The organism is Roseburia sp. 499 (assembly GCF_001940225.2).
In the GTDB taxonomy this organism is placed as follows: domain Bacteria; phylum Bacillota; class Clostridia; order Lachnospirales; family Lachnospiraceae; genus Petralouisia.
In genome coordinates this window covers 3,059,988-3,080,745 of record NZ_CP135164.1, presented here as the reverse complement: position 1 = coordinate 3,080,745, position 20,758 = coordinate 3,059,988, and the positions used below count along the sequence as shown (strand labels likewise).

Genomic DNA, 20,758 nt, shown 5'->3' with positions numbered 1-20,758 from the left:
ACATAAAAATAAATCCCCTATAATAAATGAGAATAAGAAACGGATAGGGGAACCGGAATATGAGTGTACAAGATAAGATAGAACGTATTTTAAAAGAGATACATGTATTGTTTTCACAGAGTCAGACCTATGAGCAAAATGATGCTATGATTGTGGTAGAGAAGCAGAAGGTGTTTGACTTGTTAGAGCAACTGAATATGGCAGTTTATGAGGTAATGGATGAATATGAGGTTACCAGACAGAAGCATGAGCTGTCTGAGCGACGTAGCCAGAAACGGGGAGAGGAGATTATAGGAAAAGCAAATCGGCATGCAGATGATATTTATGCGGCGTCTATTATTTATACGGATGATGCATTGAGTAGAATTCAGTATATTATGGAGGATGCCAATAAGTCAGTGCAACGGATTTTTCGTAAGATGAATACAGAACTGAATAATGAGAAGGAGAAAGTCCGACAGAATCAGTTTGAATTAAAGGAACAATTACAGGACTTTGCCGATACGCAGAAATATCTCAAAGTAATTGATGAAAATAATCAGCAGAGAGAGAAGGAACTGCGGGAGAAGATAGAAAAGTCTAAGGGAAAACGGATTCCGAATGAAGGAAAATCCTATTCAGCGATTCAGCCGGAAATAAAAATAAACAAGGCGTACTTTGACCAGGTTGGAAAGCATTATAATGAAAATGGTAGCTTGGACGATCCGGATGAGGTAACGGAAAGTCTTTCCAAAGTAACGGGAAAGGAATTTGCAGAAAGTCTGCGGAGAAGAGCTGCAATGAGTGGTTTCCAAGAGGAACAAGAAGAACAGCCGGTAGCGCATGCAGTTCCCGAGGTAAAGGTGAATCTGGATGCTGCATATTTTAAGAAAAAACAGACAGAGGGCAAAGACAGGCGCTTCCCCTTTAGCAAAAAATAGCGACCTTTCGGAAATCTTAATAAATTTCCTGTCAGTAATTTAAAAAACAATTGATAGAATAGGGGCATACGTCAGAAGATATGGCGGATGTCCCTAACTTATGAGGTGAAGGAATATGAAAAATATTTTAGTATGTGATGATGACAAAGAAATTGTAGATGCAATAGAGATATATTTGCAGCAGGAGGGATATCATATCCTAAAGGCATATGATGGTGAACAGGCATTGGAAGTGTTGAGAGAGCAAGAGGTTCATCTTTTGATTATTGATGTGATGATGCCGAAGTTGGATGGAATTCGTGCCACGTTGAAGATTCGAGAAGAAAGTAGTATCCCGATTATTATTTTATCTGCAAAATCTGAGGATGCAGATAAGATATTAGGGCTTAATATTGGGGCAGATGATTATGTGACAAAGCCATTTAATCCATTGGAGTTAGTTGCACGAGTAAAATCTCAGTTGCGGCGATATACACAGCTTGGCAATGCGGCAGAAAGCAGCCAGAGAATTTATCAGGTGGGTGGTCTGATTATTAATGATGACCTAAAAGAAGTGACGGTAGATGATGAACTGGTGAAACTGACTCCGATTGAATATAATATTTTGTTGTTATTGGTGAAGAATCAGGGAAAAGTATTTTCCATTAATCAGATATATGAAAGTATATGGAACGAAGATGCAATCGGAGCAGATAATACGGTAGCAGTGCATATTCGCCATATTCGAGAGAAGATAGAAATCAATCCAAAGGAACCAAGATATCTGAAAGTGGTATGGGGAGTAGGATATAAAATAGAAAAATCAAAATAAAGGAGTGGCGCAATGAAAAAGCTTCGATATTCTACCGGATTAAAAGCAACCATGGTGGTTATTCAACAGATTCTGTTTGTTGTATTGATTATATCGATACTGTTGGTAACAACTCTTTTCCAGAAAAATATTTTGGATTTTAGTGAAATCAGAAATAAGTCATTCCCAACTTCGGCATACTTTTCGGCGCTATTTCAGGAATCGGCGGAAGATATTTTTAATTTTGTAGAGCTTCGGAAGAAGTTTGAGACCGAAGGAAATTATGATACGGAGAAAAGGATTGATATCCAAAAATATTATAGTAGTCAGGGAAGAGCCGGGGATATTTCGGACGATAAGTTTGCGGAAGGCGATGGACAAGCCAGATACTATTATTTGGGAGAACTGGTAGAATGGGCAAGAAGCTATACTATGTCAGAGTATGAATTTAATTCCAGTTACTATATCGGTGATGGGATACATCAGAAGCAAATCGTGACCAGAGAGGGAGCGCCGATTTATAATCAGGAAAAGGTAATTGCAACCTTGGGAGATATGAGTGTAGAACTTCAGGAGCTCATTGTTTCTAATGTAGAGCATTACTATGGCGGTTCTTATAAAGTGACTGGGATGGAGGAAGGCAGTAGTGCGTCATCTTCCATAACATCAATAGAAGATACCGCAGAAAATACGGATGAAAACTATCTCCCAGATATTGTACAAAAGGTAATTAATGGTGGATTGTATGAATTGGACAGCAATGAGTTGAGTATGCTTTTGCAGGATATGGGCATGGAACAGGGGAGCCATGTTTCTGATTATAATTTTGTGGATGAGTCATATTTTTCTGTAGAAGGAAAAGGTATCTGGAATGATTATATTCAGGGAAAATGTACCGAGGTTCAGATGCAAAAGGCGTATGAGGCATTGGAATATACGCTGGAAAATATAGGACAAGAAGTAAATACTTACAAGAAATGTTTAAACCGCTACAATCTGGGAAAAGAAGGAAGCAATGTTGGTTATTGGATAAAAAGAGGTAATGAAGACAGGGTATACACAAATCTGGAAGACAAAGATGTGGATGATTTGATAGCCTATGGAAAGCAGATGGGGAAATACTTCTTCTATAGAGAGTCTGATATGCGTTTGGAGACAGATGTAAAGGGCATGGAAGATGTTTTCTACAATGGAATTGAGCAGATATATGGTGGAAAAGGGAATGTTCTTTTTGTTTGTGTAAACACGTCTTTTCCGCAGGAAGATAGTTTTTATGAGGCAAAACAGGAATATAATCGCATGTATCCATGGATTTATATTGGAACCAGCGCCATAGTAATCAGCGCACTAGGTTATCTCATTTGTTTTATTTATTTAAGTACGGTTGCCGGAAAGGGCGGAGAAAATGGTGAGGAGAATCAGTTGTGTTGGTTTGATAAGATTCCTACAGAGTTGGTATTTATTGCATCATTTGTTTCTGTTATAGTAACGATTTTTACGTATGGTGAGGTGTTTTATCGATTTACCGCATCTGAACTGGCCGGTCTTTTGATTATGTCCGGTGTACTTGCTTTCGTTAGTTCGGCGTTATTTATGTTGTTTTACTTAAGTTTCGTAAGGAGAATTCGTGCAGGAGTATTATGGAATCAAAGTATCACGCATTGGATTGTGCGAGCAATTGGAAGTATATTTCAGGCGCGTAGACCGGTGACCAAGTTGCTGATTTGCTTTGGAATACATTTTTTGGGATGTTTTATTGTGATTCCGCTAATAATGGAGTGGAACAGTCCGTATCAGATGTTTGGGCTATGTTGCTTTATTGTTATGAGCCTGGCGGAAGGTGTATTTATTGTAAGAGAGGGTATTCAACGCAATAAGGTGTTAGAAGGAATCAAAAATATTTCCGAAGGAGACCTAGAGTTTAAGATAGATACACAGGAGTTAAAGGGAGATAATAAGAAGTTTGCAGAGGCAGTAAATAAGATTGGTGATGGATTGTTTCATGCAGTAGATGACAGCATGAAAAATGAGCGTCTAAAGGCAGATTTAATTACCAATGTTTCACATGACATTAAGACCCCTCTTACTTCCATTGTTAACTATGTGGATTTGTTGAAAAGAGAGGATATTCCAAATGAACGGGCACAGAATTATATTGCAGTATTAGAACAGAAGTCTCAGAGGTTGAAGCAGTTGACAGAAGACTTGCTAGAAGCATCTAAGATAAGTTCCGGAAATATCACTCTTCAAATGGAACGTATCAATTTCGTAGAACTGGTATATCAGACCGGTGGAGAATTTAATGAAAAGTTTGAAGCGAAGGGATTGACTGCGGTTACCAAGCTTCCGAGAGAACCGGTAGTTATTATGGCAGATGGCAGAAGAATCTGGCGTGTTGTAGAAAATCTTTACAATAACGTGGCAAAATATGCTATGGCAAATACTCGCGTATATGTGGATATGGAAGTAGATGAGGAATGGGTGAGTCTTTCCATTAAGAATATTTCGCAGAATGCGTTGAATATCCAGGCGGATGAACTGACGGAGCGTTTCATTCGAGGAGATGTGTCAAGAAGTACCGAAGGAAGCGGCCTTGGTCTATCTATTGCAAAGAATCTTACTAAACTTATGGGGGGAGAATTTGAAATTTATTTGGATGGTGACTTGTTTAAGGTTACCATTGGATTTAAACGAGAGCCGGCACGGGAAAATATGTCTGAAGATTGACATGGAGAGTGAAGAAGGATACAATATAACGGTTCCACCTAAAAAAGGAACAAAAAAATAGCAAAAGGGGAAGAAAAAAATGAAGAAAAAAGTAATTACATGTATGTTGGCGTTGACAATGGTATTTGCATTGACGGCATGCGGAAATGAGAACAACAATGACAATGACACAAAAGAGACTTCTAAGACGGAGCAGCAAGAAGAGAAAGACGACGAAGAAGTAGTCGATGAAGATTTTGACGAGGAAGAATTAGATGAGGATTCCGAAGAAGAAACAGTAACTGTAGAACAAGGAACTGTTGATGGAAATGTTTATACCAATGAAAGTTTGGGGATTCAGGCGACGATTCCGGAAGGATTTGTTCTGTATACCGATGAACAGATTCAGGAAGTGTTGGGAGTCGGAACAGAAATGATGGAAGCTGCGGACTATGATGTAGATGCATTGGAGGAAGGCGGAACACTTTATGAAGTAATGGCATCAGCTGCGGATGGATCTAACGTTCAAATTGTTATCGAGAACACGGAAGTATCAGCTGGCATGAAAGTAAGTGTGGAACAATATGCCAAAATTTTAGAAAAAAATCTAAAAACAACGTATGAAGCAAATGGTATTGAAGTAGAAGCTTCCAGTATTACAGAAGAAAATAAGAATGGGCTGGATTGTCAGCGAGTTTATGTTACTTTTGCCGGAGTGACACAGGAATATTATATTACTGAGATAGATGGTTATATGGTATCATTTGCAGCAACATATACAGAAACAGAACCAGAGTCCATACAGCAGTTCTTTGATTCTATAACAGCAATTTAGTAAAAAGCGTATTTTACCTTGCAATTCTTGCGGGAGACCAGTATAATACGTTAATAGGGAAAAGCAAAGCCGATGGGGATTCCCATCGGCTTTTTGACACTTAAAGTAATCATACCAAACAGGAGGACATATTATGATAAAATTGCATGATGGCGGTGCATATCTGGTAAATGGAACCACTCTGGTGGAAGATAATGCACAGGCAGCAGCGGCGATTAATGCAGCTGTTGGGAAGAATATCACAAAGGAAGAAGCAGCGAAAAACACCATTGCATATGGTATCCTTGCAGACCACAATACGTCTGGAAACATGGACAAACTGAAAATTAAGTTCGATAAATTGACATCTCATGATATTACATTTGTTGGAATTATTCAGACAGCAAGAGCATCAGGATTAGAAAAATTCCCAGTGCCATATGTATTGACAAACTGTCATAATTCTCTTTGTGCTGTAGGTGGAACCATCAATGAAGATGACCACATGTTTGGTCTAACTTGTGCTAAGAAGTACGGTGGAGTGTATGTACCACCTCATCAGGCAGTTATTCATCAGTATGCAAGAGAAATGCTTGCAGGTGGTGGAAAGATGATTTTAGGATCTGACTCTCATACACGTTATGGTGCATTAGGAACCATGGCAATGGGTGAAGGTGGACCGGAGCTGGTAAAACAGTTATTAAATAAGACTTATGATATCAATATGCCAAAGGTAGTAGGTGTATACATGACAGGAAAGCCGGAGAAGGGCGTAGGACCTCAGGACGTGGCACTTGCTATTATCGGAGCAGTATTTGCAAATGGCTACGTAAATAATAAAGTAATGGAATTCGTAGGACCTGGTGTATCTAACTTAAGTGCAGATTTCCGTATCGGTGTGGACGTTATGACAACAGAAACAACTTGTCTGTCTTCTATTTGGAGAACAGATGATACGATTCGTGAATTCTATGACATTCATGGCAGAACAGAAGATTATAAAGAATTAAATCCGGGACAGGTAACCTACTACGACGGAATGATTGAAGTAGATTTAAGTAAAGTAAAACCAATGATTGCAATGCCATTCCATCCAAGCAATACCTATACCATTGAAGAATTAAATGCAAACCTTATGGATATTTTGGATGATTGTGAGAAGAAGGCATTAGTAAGCTTAGATGGTGCAGTAGATTTTACACTGAAAGATAAAGTAAGAAACGGAAAACTCTATGTTGACCAGGGAATCATAGCAGGATGTGCTGGTGGTGGATTCGAAAATATCTGTGATGCAGCAGACATCTTAAAGGGTGCAAGCATCGGTTCTGATGAATTTACCTTAAGTGTATATCCGGCAAGTATGCCTGTTTATATGGAACTGGTAAAGAACGGAGCAGCAGCAACTTTGATGGAAACAGGAGCTATTTTAAAGACTGCATTCTGTGGACCATGTTTTGGTGCCGGAGATACTCCAAGCAACAACGGATTCTCTATTCGTCACTCCACTAGAAACTTCCCGAACCGTGAAGGTTCCAAGCTTCAGAGTGGACAGATTGCATCTGTAGCATTAATGGATGCTCGTTCTATTGCAGCAACTGCAGCAAATAAGGGTTACTTAACACCTGCAACAGATATGGATGTAAACTATGGTAAGCCAAAATATCATTTTGACAGCAATATTTACGCAAATCGTGTATTTGACAGCAAAGGTGTTGCAGATCCGGAACAGGAAATTAAATTTGGTCCAAATATCAAAGACTGGCCGGCAATGAGTGCATTGCCACAGAACATGGTATTAAAAGTTGTTTCTGAGATTCATGACCCTGTTACCACAACCGATGAATTGATTCCTTCCGGAGAAACATCTTCTTATCGTTCTAACCCGTTGGGACTGGCAGAATTTACTCTGTCCAGAAAAGATCCTGCATATGTAGGACGTGCAAAGGAGATTCAGAAGGCACAGAAGGCAGTAGAAGCTGGAGAGTGTCCAATCGATGCAGTACCGGAATTAAAGGATGTTATGGCAACGGTAAATGAGAAGTTCCCAGAGGCAGGAAAAGGAAATATTGGATTCGGAAGTACTATCTTTGCAGTAAAACCAGGTGATGGTTCTGCAAGAGAGCAGGCAGCTTCTTGTCAGAAAGTATTAGGTGGATGGGCAAACATTGCCAACGAATATGCAACCAAGCGTTATCGTTCTAACCTTATTAACTGGGGAATGCTTCCATTCCTGATTCCGGAGGGAGAACTTCCATTCGCAAATGGAGATTATATTTTTATTCCGGAAGTGCGTAAGGCAGTAGAAGAACGTAAGACAGAATTTACAGCATATGTAGTAAAGGATAATAGTCTCAAGGAGTTCACTCTGAAAATGGGAGAACTGACAGAAGATGAACGTACCATTATTTTGAAGGGATGCCTGATTAATTACTACAGAGGATAGACATTCTTAGATTAGAGCATTTCAAAATGAAAAGAAAAGAGGAATCATTTTGGAAGAAAACAATAAAAAATCAGAGAATCAAAAGGCAAATTGGAATATTAAGCCCTATTTAGCAATGGGGCTTACCGCCTTTATAGTAATTGTGGCGTGTATATCCGTGTTTTTTCTGATATATCGCTATACCGGACTGACAGAGTTATGGAATAAGTTGCTAGGTATCTTGCAGCCGATAACGATAGGATTGATTATAGCATATTTGGTGAATCCGATTGTAAAGTTCGAAGAGAAGTATCTGCTTCCTTTGTTGAAAAAGAAAATCAAGAATCCAAAAAGAGCTGAAAAACTAAGCCGCGGTGCAAGTATTCTGGGAGCATTGGTGTTTGTAGGACTGATTATTGGTGTTTTACTGCAGATGGTAATTCCGGAGTTATATCGCAGTATAGAAAAAATGATTGTGGATTTGCCAAAGCAGGTAAACAGTTTTATGGACTGGGCAGAAAGTTACATTGATGAAGATAGTAAACTGGCAAAGTATTTAGAGCAGGGGCTCCAACAGGGAATCACATTCTTCGAAGACTGGGCAAAGACAGAGTTTCTTCCTCAGACCAAGAACATAATTACATCCCTTACCACGGGAGTCATCAGTGTGGTAAAGGTTTTGTTCAATGTGGTGATTGGAATCATTATTTCGGTATATGTGTTAATGAGTAAAGAGACTTTTGTTGGGCAGGCGAAGAAGCTGGTATATGCATTGTTCCCTGCAAAACAGGCAAATGTAATTGTCCATACCGTTCACAAGAGTAATAAAATTTTTGGTGGATTTATTTCTGGAAAGATTCTGGATTCTTTGATTATTGGGATAATTTGCTTTATAGGACTTTCTATTTTAAAAATGCCATATACATTGTTGGTTAGCGTTATCGTAGGCGTGACAAATATTATTCCGTTTTTCGGACCGTATCTGGGGGCAGTGCCAAGTGCGATTCTGATTGCCTTATCTAGTCCGTTATACGGATTATACTTTGTTATTTTCATTCTGGTGTTGCAACAGATAGATGGAAATATTATTGGACCGAAGATTCTGGGAGACTCTACGGGATTGACGTCCTTCTGGGTAGTATTTGCGATTCTGGCAGGCGGCGGATTGTTCGGCGTTCCGGGAATGATTATGGGAGTTCCTGTCTTTGCGGTGATTTATTATATTATTCGAAACATGATAAATCATGTGTTGGAGCGGAAAAAGCTTCCAAAGGAGACAAAGGACTATATCGATGTGCGGCGACTGAATATAGAAAAACATGAGTTGGAGCACTGGGAAAAGATGACAAAGGCAAAAGTGGAATCAAAGCCGGAGGAAGATAGCGAAGAGTCTGGAAAATAGTAGAAGTTGATAACCGCAATTTAACAAAATATAGTATCTTGCAAATCAAACCATACAAAGATATGGTAGTTTGCAGGATACTATTTTTTTGGATAAATTTTGACATATGCATGGTTCATATGTTACACTAAATCTAATAGAATGATAATTAGGAGATCTAGACCTTTCATAGAGTTTGAGGTGACATTAAGGTGGACAAATACGAATACAAATTAAAACTAGAACAATTAAAAAATCTTGTAGCTGAGAAGGATTACAAAACAGCAGTAGAAATAGCAGATACCATTAATTGGCGTAAAGTAAAGAGTGCATCTACCCTTTGTATGGTAGGTGAAATATATGATCGGAATAAACGCTATGAGGATAGCAGAGAGATTCTTTTGATGGCATATGACCGTTCTTCCGTAGGAAGAAATATTATTTACCGTTTAGCTCTGGTGGCATTGAAAATGGGAAATGTGGAAGAGGCAAAAGAATACTATGATGAATTTCTGGAGATTGCGCCTTACGATAATTTACGATATGTACTGCGTTACGAGATTGCTAAGGTAGGCGGGGCTTCTATTGGAGAATTAATTGATATTCTGGAGGAGTTTAAGGAACGGGAATATACAGAGGAATGGGCGTTTGAACTGGCATATTTATATCATCGGGCGGGAAACAGCGAGCGATGTGTAGCAGTTTGTGATGAACTGATTTTGTGGTTCGGAGATGGAAAATATGTAGAAAAGGCATTGGAATTAAAGATGCTGTATCAGCCACTGAATAAGCTTCAAGAGGATAAGTATCGACAGTTTAAGCTACGAAAGGAAGGCATTGTAGAAGTTCGTCCTACGGATATGCTTGAATCGGGAGAGATTGTTCGTGAGCCGGTTCAGATTCCGAAGGTAACAGCTAATACAGGAAAGTTCAATACAGTGAATCTGCAGGCAGAACTGGCAAAGAGTATGCAACAGATTATGGATGCAAGTTCCCAGGAAACAGTAACAGATACCATGGATAATATTAAGAAAATGGTAGAAGAGATTCCGTATTTGCAGATGCCTACAGAAAAGGAAGAGGACGAGGAAGAGAAATACGGACACATTGAAAGTGATGAAGAAATAGATGGTTCCTTAAAGATAAACTTTAAAGAAATTTTGGCAGAGGATAGAGATGGGCAGATTAGCCTGTTTGTACCGGACGGTGGAAACAGGGAACCACAGGTAACAGGACAGATGAGCATTGAAGATGTACTGTCAGAATGGGAGAGAACCAAGCGGGCAGCCGAGGCGGCTATGGAAACAGCAAGGAAGCGAAAACTGGAGTCTGCCAAGGCTAAGGCTCTTCAGAAAGCAGAAGGCATTATGGAACGTTTAACAGATGTTATGCCTAAATTGGATGCAGGAGTCTCACCGCAAGAACTCATGGCGGAGAAGTATTTGCAAGGTACCGGAGAATTGCCAAAAATAGAATTGCCAGAGGATTTATTGCAGAAAGAAAATGTAGAGGAAGAACTTCCGATTGAGCAGGAAGAAGTGCCGGAACCTACCATTAACTTGGGTGAAGTGCAGCAGGCATTAGAGCAGGAGACTTTGCAGGAAGTAGAGAAAGAGGAAAAAGAAGAATCCTCTTCTGAAGAATATTTAGAAAGTTTGTTGAAGAATGAAGTAGAGCTTCCAAAAGAAGAGATTGAACTTGCGAAAATGGAAGAAGAACCAATTACAAAATTGAATGAAGAGCAGAAAGAAATCTTTTCCTATTTTGTTCCGGTTACCGGAATGGAGCAACAGTTGTGTCAGGTATTGGAAGGAACCCTTCATAGGAGAGAAAATGACAATACGTCTGTTGCCGGAAATATTGTTATTATGGGTGGCCGAGGAAGCGGAAAGACCGTATTGGCTACAGATATTATTAAGGCAATTCAAAAGAGTGGAAAACATGCCGGTGGAAAGATTGGGAAAATTGCCGCATCGTCATTGAATCAGAAGGATTTATCTAAATTGTTGAAAAAGGTTGCAGGGGGTTATCTGATTATTGAAAAGGCAGGGGACCTGTCTCAGGAGACTGTGACAAAATTATCGTTGTTAATGGAACAGGATACGCAGGGACTTATGATTATTATGGAAGACACCAGAGTGGGTATTGATAAGGTGTTGGCAAGGGATGCAAACTTTACGCGGAAGTTTACAGAGCGGATAAAGATACCGGTATTTACCAGCGATGAATTAGTACAGTTTGCTAAGTCATATGCAATGGAACAGGAATGTGAGATTGATGATATGGGAATTCTGGCACTGTATAACTGCATCAGTAATATTCAGAAGCTAGATGAAGCAACTACTTTGACAGAGGTGAAAGAAATCGTAGATATAGCAATAGACCATGCAGAACGCGGAGGATTGAAAAAACTGTTTGGTGGTAAGAAATACAGCCCAGAGGGTTATTTGTATTTGCGTGAGAAGGATTTTCAAAATTAAGAAGGACAGGAGTGGGTACTATGGGCAGATTTTCAGAACTTGATATGTATTATTTTGGGCAGGCAACACATTATGAGATTTACCACAAGTTAGGGGCACATCCTACAGAAGAGAAGGGAAAAAAGGGAGTATATTTTGCAGTATGGGCACCGAATGCAGCGAAGGTAAGTGTCATTGGAAGTTTTAATAATTGGCAGGAAGATGTCAATGAGATGGAGCGTCAGGAGCCCATGGGAGTTTATGAGACTTTTATACCAGAGGCGTCAGTGGGAGATATGTATAAGTTCTACATAGAGACGCGTGATGGAAGAAGACTCTATAAGGCAGATCCATATGCTAATTACGCGGAGCTTCGCCCGGGTACTGCGTCTATCGTAGCAGATATTGATCATTTCAAATGGACAGATACGAAATGGATGGAAAAACGCAGAAAAATGGAGAATGTGCATAGTCAGCCAATGGCAATCTATGAGGTGCATCCTGGTTCATGGATGCGTCACCCGGACAAAGAGGATGATGGATTTTATACATATCGGGAACTGGCAAAACAGTTAACGGACTATGTAAAAGAAATGGGATATACTCATGTAGAATTGATGGGAATATCAGAATATCCTTATGATGGTTCTTGGGGATATCAGGTGACCGGATATTATGCACCTACTTCACGATATGGGACACCGGAGGATTTCGCTTACTTAGTAGATTATCTTCATAAGAATAATATTGGTGTCATTTTGGACTGGGTACCGGCCCATTTTCCAAAAGATGCCCATGGACTTGCTGAATTTGACGGTACATGTTTGTATGAGTACGCAGATCCGAAGAAGGGAGAGCATCCGGATTGGGGAACCAAGATTTTTGACTATGGAAGAAATGAGGTAAAAAACTTCCTAATTGGTAGTGCACTCATGTGGATTGAGCATTATCATATAGATGGGTTGCGAGTGGATGCAGTAGCATCTATGTTGTATCTTGATTACGGAAAACAGGACGGCCAGTGGGTTGCGAATAAATATGGTGGAAATAAGAATCTGGAAGCTATTGAGTTCTTTAAGCATATTAATACGCTGATTCTTGGAAGAAATCCCGGAACTGTCATGATTGCGGAAGAATCTACCGCGTGGCCGAAGGTGACTGGTTCCGCAGAGGAAGATGGACTGAACTTTAGCTTCAAGTGGAACATGGGATGGATGCATGATTTTCTGGATTATATGAAGTTGGATCCGTATTTTAGGCAATACAATCATAATAAGATGACCTTTGCTATGAGTTATAACGGAAGTGAGAATTATATTCTGGTATTATCTCATGATGAAGTGGTACATTTAAAATGCTCCATGATTAACAAAATGCCTGGAGAGGGAGAAGATAAGTTTTCTAATTTGAAGGCTGGATATGCATTTATGATGGGACATCCAGGTAAAAAATTGTTGTTTATGGGGCAGGAATTTGGTCAGCTTCGTGAATGGAGTGAAGAACGAGAACTGGATTGGTTCTTGTTAGAAGAGGATAGTCACAAGCAACTTCAGACATTTGTAAAGGATTTGTTACATATTTACACAAAATATCCGGCAATGTACGAAGCTGATGCGGATGGAGAAAATTTTGAGTGGATAAATGCGGATGACGCATATCGCAGTATTTTCAGCTTTGTAAGAAAGAGTAAGAATGGTAAGAAAAATTTGCTGTTTGTATGTAACTTTACTCCGGTGGCGCGTGAAGATTACCGGGTGGGAGTGCCGAAGAGGAAGCAGTATAAGCTGATTTTTAGCAGTGATGAGAAAAAGTACGGCGGAACAGGAGAGAAACATCCTCTTACCTATCGAGCAGTAAAGAAGGAATGTGATAATCAGCCATATTCCTTTGCATATCCGTTGCAGGGATTTGGAGTAGCGGTATTTGAGTATTAGTAAATTAGTGAAGTAAAAAGTCCATGACAACAGATATATGATTGTTGTCATGGACTTTTCTATGAGAAAAATTTTTACATTTCTACTTTTCTAAAGTTCTTCTTTCCTTTTTTCACAACCTTTGCTTCTTTGAAATCATCCGGTGTAAAGGAAGCAAACGTATCGGTTATTTTTTCACCGTCTACAGAAACTCCACCCTGCTCAACGGCGCGGCGAGCTTCGGAACGGGAAGCAGCAAGACCAGAGGCAACAAGAAGTCCTAATATATCAATAGAACCATCTTTGAAATCGGTCTCTGCAAGAGTGGCAGTTGGCATGTTAGCTGCATTTCCGCTGGAAAACAGAGCTCTTGCACCCTCCTGTGCTTTCTTAGCTTCTTCTTCCCCGTGAACTAATTTGGTTAATTCAAAGGCAAGGATTTCCTTGGCTGTATTTAACTGTGCACCCTCCCAATCGTTCATTTTGTCAATTTCCTCTAATGGAAGGAACGTCAACATGCGGATGCATTTTAGGACGTCGCTGTCTGCAACATTTCTCCAGTACTGGTAGAAATCGAATGGTGAAGTCTTATTTGGGTCAAGCCATACGGCACCGGACTGGGTTTTTCCCATTTTCTTTCCTTCGGAATTTAAAAGCAGAGTAATGGTCATTGCATAGGCATCTTTTCCAAGCTTACGACGAATCAGTTCTGTACCGCCCAACATGTTTGCCCACTGGTCGTCACCACCAAACTGCATATTACATCCGTATTTCTGGAATAATTCATAGAAGTCATAGCTTTGCATAATCATGTAGTTGAATTCCAGGAAAGTAAGGCCTCGTTCCATTCTCTGCTTGTAACATTCATGTGTCAGCATTCTGTTTACGGAAAAGTGTGGTCCAACTTCGCGCAATACTTCCACATAGTTCAAATCCATCAGCCAGTCAGCGTTATTTACCAGTAATGCTTTGTCATCCGAAAAATCAATAAATCGGCTCATTTGTTTTTTAATGCATTCAACATTGTGCTGAATGGTTTCCGGTGTCAGCATCTGGCGCATATCGGTTCTTCCGGTTGGGTCACCAATCATGGCAGTACCGCCACCAATTAAAGCAATCGGTTTATTTCCGGCTATCTGTAAACGTTTCATTAAGCATAAAGCCATAAAGTGACCTACATGAAGGCTATCTGCGGTTGGGTCAAAACCAATGTAAAATACAGCCTTTCCATTATTTACAAGTTCCTTAATTTCTTCTTCATCTGTTACCTGGGCAATTAGACCTCTGGCAACTAATTCATCATATACTGTCATTGTGTTTCCTCCTGATATTTGTTTGGGTGCATTAAGGCAGACCTGAATTGCTTCGCAATCCAGGTTCGCGTAGCTCGTCAGATAATAGGAAAGTTCCATGGTAGCGAGCAACCAGCATCTTTCCTATTACCTTCCTCTGCCTTAACGCGCAAAAGGCTCCCGTCCTATTAAAGGACGAAAGCCAAAACTTACGTGTTACCACCTTTATTCACAGACAACTCACATTGCCTGTCTTGGTAAGTGCCTGTCAGCACTCCTGCATATTAACGGTTGCAATTCCGTCACAGCCTACTTAGATTCTGTTCGGTGTGAAGCTCCTGGATGTATTCACAAAAAGTTCTTCCTGCGCCTCTCATCTGCCGGCTGCTTTCTGTTGGATTTCCCAATTGTTACTTCTTCCAATCAATGCTTTTGCTTATTGAAACTATGCCCATTATAAACAAAAGACAGAAAGATTGTCAAGAGAGAAACAGTATAATACTTGCTTTAAATCCTTTTTATTGTTTTAAGCCGGTTTCTTCAGACTAGTATAGGAATATCATTTATGTTAAAATAATAATATTATGATTTCAGAAAATTTTAAAAGAAAGGAAAAAGAGATGGACTTAAACAAGAATAATGTGAAAAAAATATTGGGAATTATCACGTTTACATTGATTCTCATGGCAGTGTTGTTGAATTTTAGTGCAGTGGGAAATTATTTGATGTTTTTATGGGGGATTGTACTTCCGTTTGTGGTTGGCGGGGCCATAGCATTCATTTTGAATATTCCTATGTCTGCCATTGAAAAGCAATTTCAGAAGATACAGATAAAAACAAAACGTGGAGAAAAAATTCGGAATCGCGTTGTGCGACCTGTGAGTATGGTATTGGCAATTTTATTGGTATTTCTTATTATTGGAATTGTCATTGGAGTAGTGGTTCCACAGCTGGGGCAGACTATTAATAGTATTGGAGAGAGCATGACAAAATCACTTCCGAAGATTCAGATATGGCTGGAGCAGACTTTTCAGGATCAGGAAGAAATTGTGAAATATATTAAAAATCTTGATTTTGACTGGAAGAACTGGTTAAATACCATAAAAGATTTTGCATGGAATGGTGCCGGAAGTGTGCTTTCTTATACTATGTCAGCGACTATGATGGTAGTAAATGGTGTAATGTCATTTTTTATAGCATTTATTTTTGCATTGTATATTTTAAGTCAGAAGGAAAATTTGGGAAGACAAAGTAGAAAATTGATAACAGCTGTTTTTTCACAAAAAATTGTGGAAAAGATACTTTCTGTATGTAGTCTTTCCTATAAAACTTTTTCAAGGTTTATTACGGGACAGTGTTTAGAGGCAATGATTCTGGGAGCTATGTTTTTTGTAACTATGAGCATTTTTCGTTTGCCTTATGCCCTTTTGGTGGGGGTATTGATTGCATTTACGGCACTAATACCTATTGTGGGAGCGTTTATCGGATGCTTTGTGGGAGCACTTTTGATATTAATGGTAAATCCTATGCAGGCAGTATTTTTTGTTATATTGTTCTTGATTTTACAGCAGGTAGAGGGGAATTTGGTTTACCCTCATGTAGTAGGTAATTCGGTTGGTTTACCATCTATTTGGGTATTGTTTGCAGTAACAGTAGGCGGTAAGCTCATGGGCGTTATGGGAATGCTTGTATTTATTCCGCTGTTTTCTGTTTTATATGCTTTATTACGAGAGTGGATTAATTACAGAATATTTGTAAAGAAAGCGTAAAGATTTTACACAGACTTTACATAGATTATGTATTGGGTTTACAGAAAAAGTATACAATAAATAGGCTAAAGGGAAGATTCTGCCCGTAGCAGTTGGGATAAAAGATAAAGGAATCACTTAGGAGGATGAAAAATGAATATTTTTGGATTTCTGTCATTACTTGGCGGGTTGGCCTTGTTTTTGTACGGAATGAACGTAATGGGCGGCGGCTTGGAAAAGGTGTCCGGTGGAAAACTGGAGCGTATTCTTGAGAGGCTTACTTCAAATCCATTAAAAGCAGTATTATTGGGAGCCGGAGTGACTGCAGTGATACAGTCATCATCAGCTACGACAGTTATGCTGGTAGGATTCGTGAATTCGGGAATTATGAAGTTGTCACAGGCAATTGGTATTATTATGGGTGCTAACATTGGTACCACAGCTACTTCATGGTTATTAAGTCTTACCGGAATCGAAAGCGACAACTTTTTTATCAGTATGTTAAAGCCTACATCGTTTTCACCGATTCTTGCAGTAATCGGAGTTATTATGATTATGAGCAAAAAGAGTGACCGGAGAAAAGATGTTGGTGAGATTCTGATAGGATTTGCTGTGCTGATGTTTGGTATGGAGACTATGAGCAGTGCGGTAAAACCCCTTGCGGATGTACCGGAATTTACAGGAATCCTTACAAAGTTCAGTAATCCGTTATTAGGCGTTTTGGCCGGTGCTGTATTAACAGCAGTGATTCAGAGCTCGTCAGCTTCTGTAGGTATTTTACAGGCACTGTCAGTGACAGGGGCATTTACTTATGGTTCTGTTATACCAATTATTATGGGACAGAATATTGGAACTTGTGTCACTGCTATATTATCAGCAGTTGGTGCGAACAAAGGTGCGAAGCGAACAGCTTGTGTACATTTGTATTTTAATATCATTGGTTCCGTTTTGTTTTTAGCGTTATATATGGTGCTGAATGCAGTGTTTCATTTTAGTTTTGCAGACGAAACGGTGGGCGTTGCAGGAATTGCAGCGATTCACAGTATTTTTAATGTATTTGCAACGTTGCTGTTGTTGCCATTTACTAAAGGATTGGAAAAGTTGGCTTACCTTACCATTCCTGTGGACGAGTCAGAACTATCCCGAAAAGGAGAGGAAGAGGAATTCAAAATATTGGACAGTCGTTTTTTGGCAACACCGAATTTTGCTATTGAGCAGTGTGTGACTGTGACAAAGCAGATGGCAGAGCTTACCAGGGACACTTTAGTCACTGCGAAGAATCTTTTTACGGAGTATTCAGAAGAAGCAGCAGAGAAGGTGGAGAAGCAGGAAAACCTGATTGATAAATATGATGATAAACTGAGTGCATACCTGACACAGTTGAATAGTCAGAATCTGTCTTATCGTGACAGTCAGATGGTGTCTACACTGATGCACAGCATCAATGATTTTGAGCGTATTGCAGACCATGCAGTAAATCTTATGGAGATTATCCGGAAGATGAACAAGAAGGAGATAGAATTTTCTGCGAAGGCACAGAGAGAGATGGAAATTTTCGGAAATGCGGTAGAGGATATTTTAGACCGTTCCGTACGTGCTTTTGTAGAAAGCGATATGGAACTTGCTCTGACGGTAGAACCGTTGGAAGAAGTAATTGATGATTTGAACAAAGAAGTGAAGAAACGTCATATCAAGCGTCTTAGAAAGGGTAAATGTACCATCGATTTGGGATTGGTACTGGCAGATGTTGCTGCTAATTATGAAAGAGTGGCAGATCATTGTTCCAATCTTGCGGTATACATGATTCAGATGGAGGATAGTTCCATTGAAGCGCATGAATATGTTAATACACTTACAGAAGAAATTAGAGAACAATTTGAACAAATGCAGGAGACATACCGGGAAAAATATCAGCTTTCCTAGTGTGAGAAGCGGGAGGAGGAATATCCGTGCCATTAATATACATTGTGGAGGATGATGTAAACATCCGGGAAATTGAGCGTTATGCGTTGAAAAACAGTGGATTCGAAGTGCAGGAATTCGAGTGTGGAAAAGAGTTGTATAAAGCAATAGAAAAGCATGTGCCGAGTCTTATTTTACTGGATATTATGCTACCAAATGAAGATGGACTTGATATTTTGACAGAGTTGAGAAGTAAGAAGACAACCAAGAAAGTACCAATTATCATGGTAACCGCAAAAACTACGGAATTGGATAAGGTAAAGGGGCTGGATTTGGGAGCCGATGATTACATGACAAAGCCTTTTGGTATTATGGAATTGATTTCCAGGGTAAAGGCACTTCTAAGAAGAACAGAGGATGTGGCAGAAGTACCGATACTTACCAATGGAGAAATTGTAATTGATACAGATAAACGAAGTGTTACGGTAAATGGACAGAACTGTGAATTGACTTATAAAGAATTTGAGTTATTAAAGATGCTTTTGCTGAACCGTGGTATTGTATTGACCAGAGATAAGATTATGGATCAGGTATGGGGCTTTGAATATGAAGGTGAGAGCCGCACGGTTGATATGCATATAAAAACATTGCGTCAGAAACTTGGAACGGCAGGAGGAGCCATTAAAACAGTTCGAAATGTCGGATATATGATAGATTCACTATAGAAAGAGTGGGCAGATGAAGAAGAAAATAAACATCCAGTTTATGGCAGTATCAGCACTGGCGGTGATTATCACCGCCATTACTTCTATGATATTGTTTTATAATATATTTCAAAATCAGGTGTTTGATGATATTAGGGCCTATGACCATGTAATTCAGCCGTTAAAACAGAGTTTCTGGGATTTGCCGGAGAATCGGGAGCGATTGGAAGAGGATGGGCTGCGTATTACGTTGATAGCGGAAAATGGAAAAGTTGTCTATGATACGGCGGTTGATGTGGAGACGATGGAGAATCATAAAAACCGTCCTGAGATTCAAGAGGCAATGGAGGAAGGAGAGGGGACTTCAGTACGTTGGTCTTCCACCAGTTCTTTACATACGCTATATTATGCAGAAAAACTAGAAAATGGACAGATACTGCGAGTGGGAAAGGATTCAGAAAACATCTTTCGGATTATGATAAATACAGTGTCCATCGCATTAGTGCTCTCTGTGTTAATTGTGGTGCTGTGTGTATTACTGTCGCATGTTTTAACGAAACGGTTACTGCTGCCCATTGAAAAACTGGCGTCTAATTTGGATGGAGTAAACCAGGATAACATTTATGATGAAATAAAACCTTTTATTCAGACGATTAAGGAGCAGCATATTAATATCTTAAATAGTGCAAAAATGCGTCAGGAATTTACTGCTAATGTTTCCCATGAATTGAAAACACCGTTAACAGCCATTTCCGGCTATGCAGAGCTAATTGGAAGCGGAATGGCAGATGAAAAAGATACCAAGCGCTTTGCGGAAGAGATACATCATGGTTCAGACCGCTTGCTGACTCTTATTAACGATATTATAAAACTATCAGAGCTGGATTGCGAGGATTTGGAGTTTGATTTTGAACAGGTAGATCTTTATGTAGCAGCCCAAAGTTGTTTGGATATGATGGATGTACAGGCAAGTAAGCAGGACGTTACTCTGAGCCTGAAGGGAGAACATTGTACTGTGGTAGCAAACCGCAATCTAATGGACGAATTGTTATACAATTTGTGTAGTAATGCAGTGCGCTATAATAATCGTGGCGGGAGTGTGACGGTTACGGTGAAGCCGATAAATGGAAAAGTTATGTTATCTGTAAAAGATACCGGAATCGGGATTCCCAAAGAGCATCAGGAGAGAGTTTTTGAACGATTTTACCGGGTGGATAAGAGTCGGTCGAAGCAGAGTGGTGGAACCGGACTAGGACTTGCGATAGTAAAGCATATTGTAGCTCAGCATAATGCAGAGATTACATTGGAAAGTGAGCAGGGAAAAGGAACTGAAATAAAAATTTTATTTTAGTAGTTGACAAATATTATCAAAAACTGTTATAGTATGGACATACTTCGTGAGGGAGTAATTCGCGTGAATACGTGATTTGTCAACATCCTGGTTAGGCGATAGCCGTAAAGACCTGGCAAATCTTAAAGAATGAGACTCATGTATGCCTTTTGGGGCATACATGGGTTTTTTGTTATTCTGGAAAATTTATTTATTTAGGTAATTGATAAATGATTTTATCAGTTCTTGTGGATAACTCTCCTCTATATAAGGAGAAAAAATCGGTCAGTATTCAGAATTGTTTCTGAATTGACATAGAGCATCAAATTTGGGGCGTACTTTAATAAGCTCAAATAAGTATTATGACAATTGAATAT

The 20,758-nt window shown here is 39.5% G+C and carries 13 protein-coding genes and 1 other annotated feature; of the genes, 12 read left to right on the top strand and 1 reads right to left on the bottom strand.

All coding sequences use genetic code 11. The features are described 5' to 3' along the window. The first annotated feature begins 59 nt into the window (after positions 1-59). From BIV20_RS15120 to glgB, 8 genes are all read left to right on the top strand, one after another. Entirely contained in the window at positions 60-920 is an 861-nt protein-coding gene (locus BIV20_RS15120) for a hypothetical protein (protein WP_075717454.1), read from the top strand. Positions 921-1,035: 115 nt separating this feature from the next. Beyond that, positions 1,036-1,731 carry a response regulator transcription factor gene (locus BIV20_RS15115; RefSeq protein ID WP_075717452.1) on the top strand — a complete coding sequence of 232 codons (696 nt, stop codon included), beginning with the start codon at positions 1,036-1,038 and terminating at the stop codon, positions 1,729-1,731. Between the two features lie 12 nt (positions 1,732-1,743). Further along, positions 1,744-4,437: a sensor histidine kinase gene (locus BIV20_RS15110; protein ID WP_075717450.1), complete on the top strand. Its 2,694-nt coding sequence runs from the start codon at positions 1,744-1,746 to the stop codon at positions 4,435-4,437. A 79-nt stretch (positions 4,438-4,516) separates the two neighbouring features. Further along, positions 4,517-5,251: a hypothetical protein gene (locus tag BIV20_RS15105; RefSeq protein ID WP_075717448.1), complete on the top strand. Its 735-nt coding sequence runs from the start codon at positions 4,517-4,519 to the stop codon at positions 5,249-5,251. A 133-nt stretch (positions 5,252-5,384) separates the two neighbouring features. Beyond that, complete coding sequence (locus tag BIV20_RS15100) at positions 5,385-7,673, top strand: hydratase (protein ID WP_075717446.1); 2,289 nt, start codon at positions 5,385-5,387, stop codon at positions 7,671-7,673. Between the two features lie 49 nt (positions 7,674-7,722). Continuing rightward, the gene (locus tag BIV20_RS15095) at positions 7,723-9,054 is read left to right on the top strand and encodes an AI-2E family transporter (protein WP_075717444.1); all 1,332 of its coding nucleotides are present in this window, start codon (positions 7,723-7,725) and stop codon (positions 9,052-9,054) included. A gap of 191 nt (positions 9,055-9,245) precedes the next feature. Continuing rightward, entirely contained in the window at positions 9,246-11,513 is a 2,268-nt protein-coding gene (locus BIV20_RS15090; protein ID WP_075717442.1) for a tetratricopeptide repeat protein, read from the top strand. A gap of 20 nt (positions 11,514-11,533) precedes the next feature. After that, positions 11,534-13,426, top strand: a complete 1,893-nt coding sequence (glgB, locus tag BIV20_RS15085) for a 1,4-alpha-glucan branching protein GlgB (RefSeq protein ID WP_075717440.1) — start codon at positions 11,534-11,536, stop codon at positions 13,424-13,426. Positions 13,427-13,500: 74 nt separating this feature from the next. On the opposite strand, the gene tyrS is transcribed toward glgB, so the two are convergent. After that, a complete protein-coding gene (gene tyrS / locus BIV20_RS15080; protein ID WP_075717438.1) occupies positions 13,501-14,718 on the bottom strand; it encodes a tyrosine--tRNA ligase in 1,218 nt (405 codons plus the stop codon). Between the two features lie 167 nt (positions 14,719-14,885). Next, positions 14,886-15,133 (bottom strand) — a binding site (T-box leader). A gap of 184 nt (positions 15,134-15,317) precedes the next feature. On the opposite strand from tyrS, the gene BIV20_RS15075 reads away from it, so the two are divergent. The 4 genes from BIV20_RS15075 to BIV20_RS15060 all read left to right on the top strand — a co-directional run bounded on the left by BIV20_RS15075 (position 15,318) and on the right by BIV20_RS15060 (position 20,402). Next, positions 15,318-16,466, top strand: a complete 1,149-nt coding sequence (locus BIV20_RS15075; RefSeq protein ID WP_075717702.1) for an AI-2E family transporter — start codon at positions 15,318-15,320, stop codon at positions 16,464-16,466. Between the two features lie 132 nt (positions 16,467-16,598). Beyond that, positions 16,599-18,368 (top strand): Na/Pi cotransporter family protein, encoded by a 1,770-nt coding sequence (locus BIV20_RS15070; RefSeq protein ID WP_075717436.1) that lies wholly within the window; start codon positions 16,599-16,601, stop codon positions 18,366-18,368. Positions 18,369-18,394: 26 nt separating this feature from the next. Then, a complete protein-coding gene (locus tag BIV20_RS15065; protein WP_075717434.1) occupies positions 18,395-19,072 on the top strand; it encodes a response regulator transcription factor in 678 nt (225 codons plus the stop codon). Positions 19,073-19,085: 13 nt separating this feature from the next. Further along, a complete protein-coding gene (locus BIV20_RS15060) occupies positions 19,086-20,402 on the top strand; it encodes a sensor histidine kinase (RefSeq protein WP_075717432.1) in 1,317 nt (438 codons plus the stop codon). The last annotated feature ends 356 nt before the right edge of the window (positions 20,403-20,758 follow it).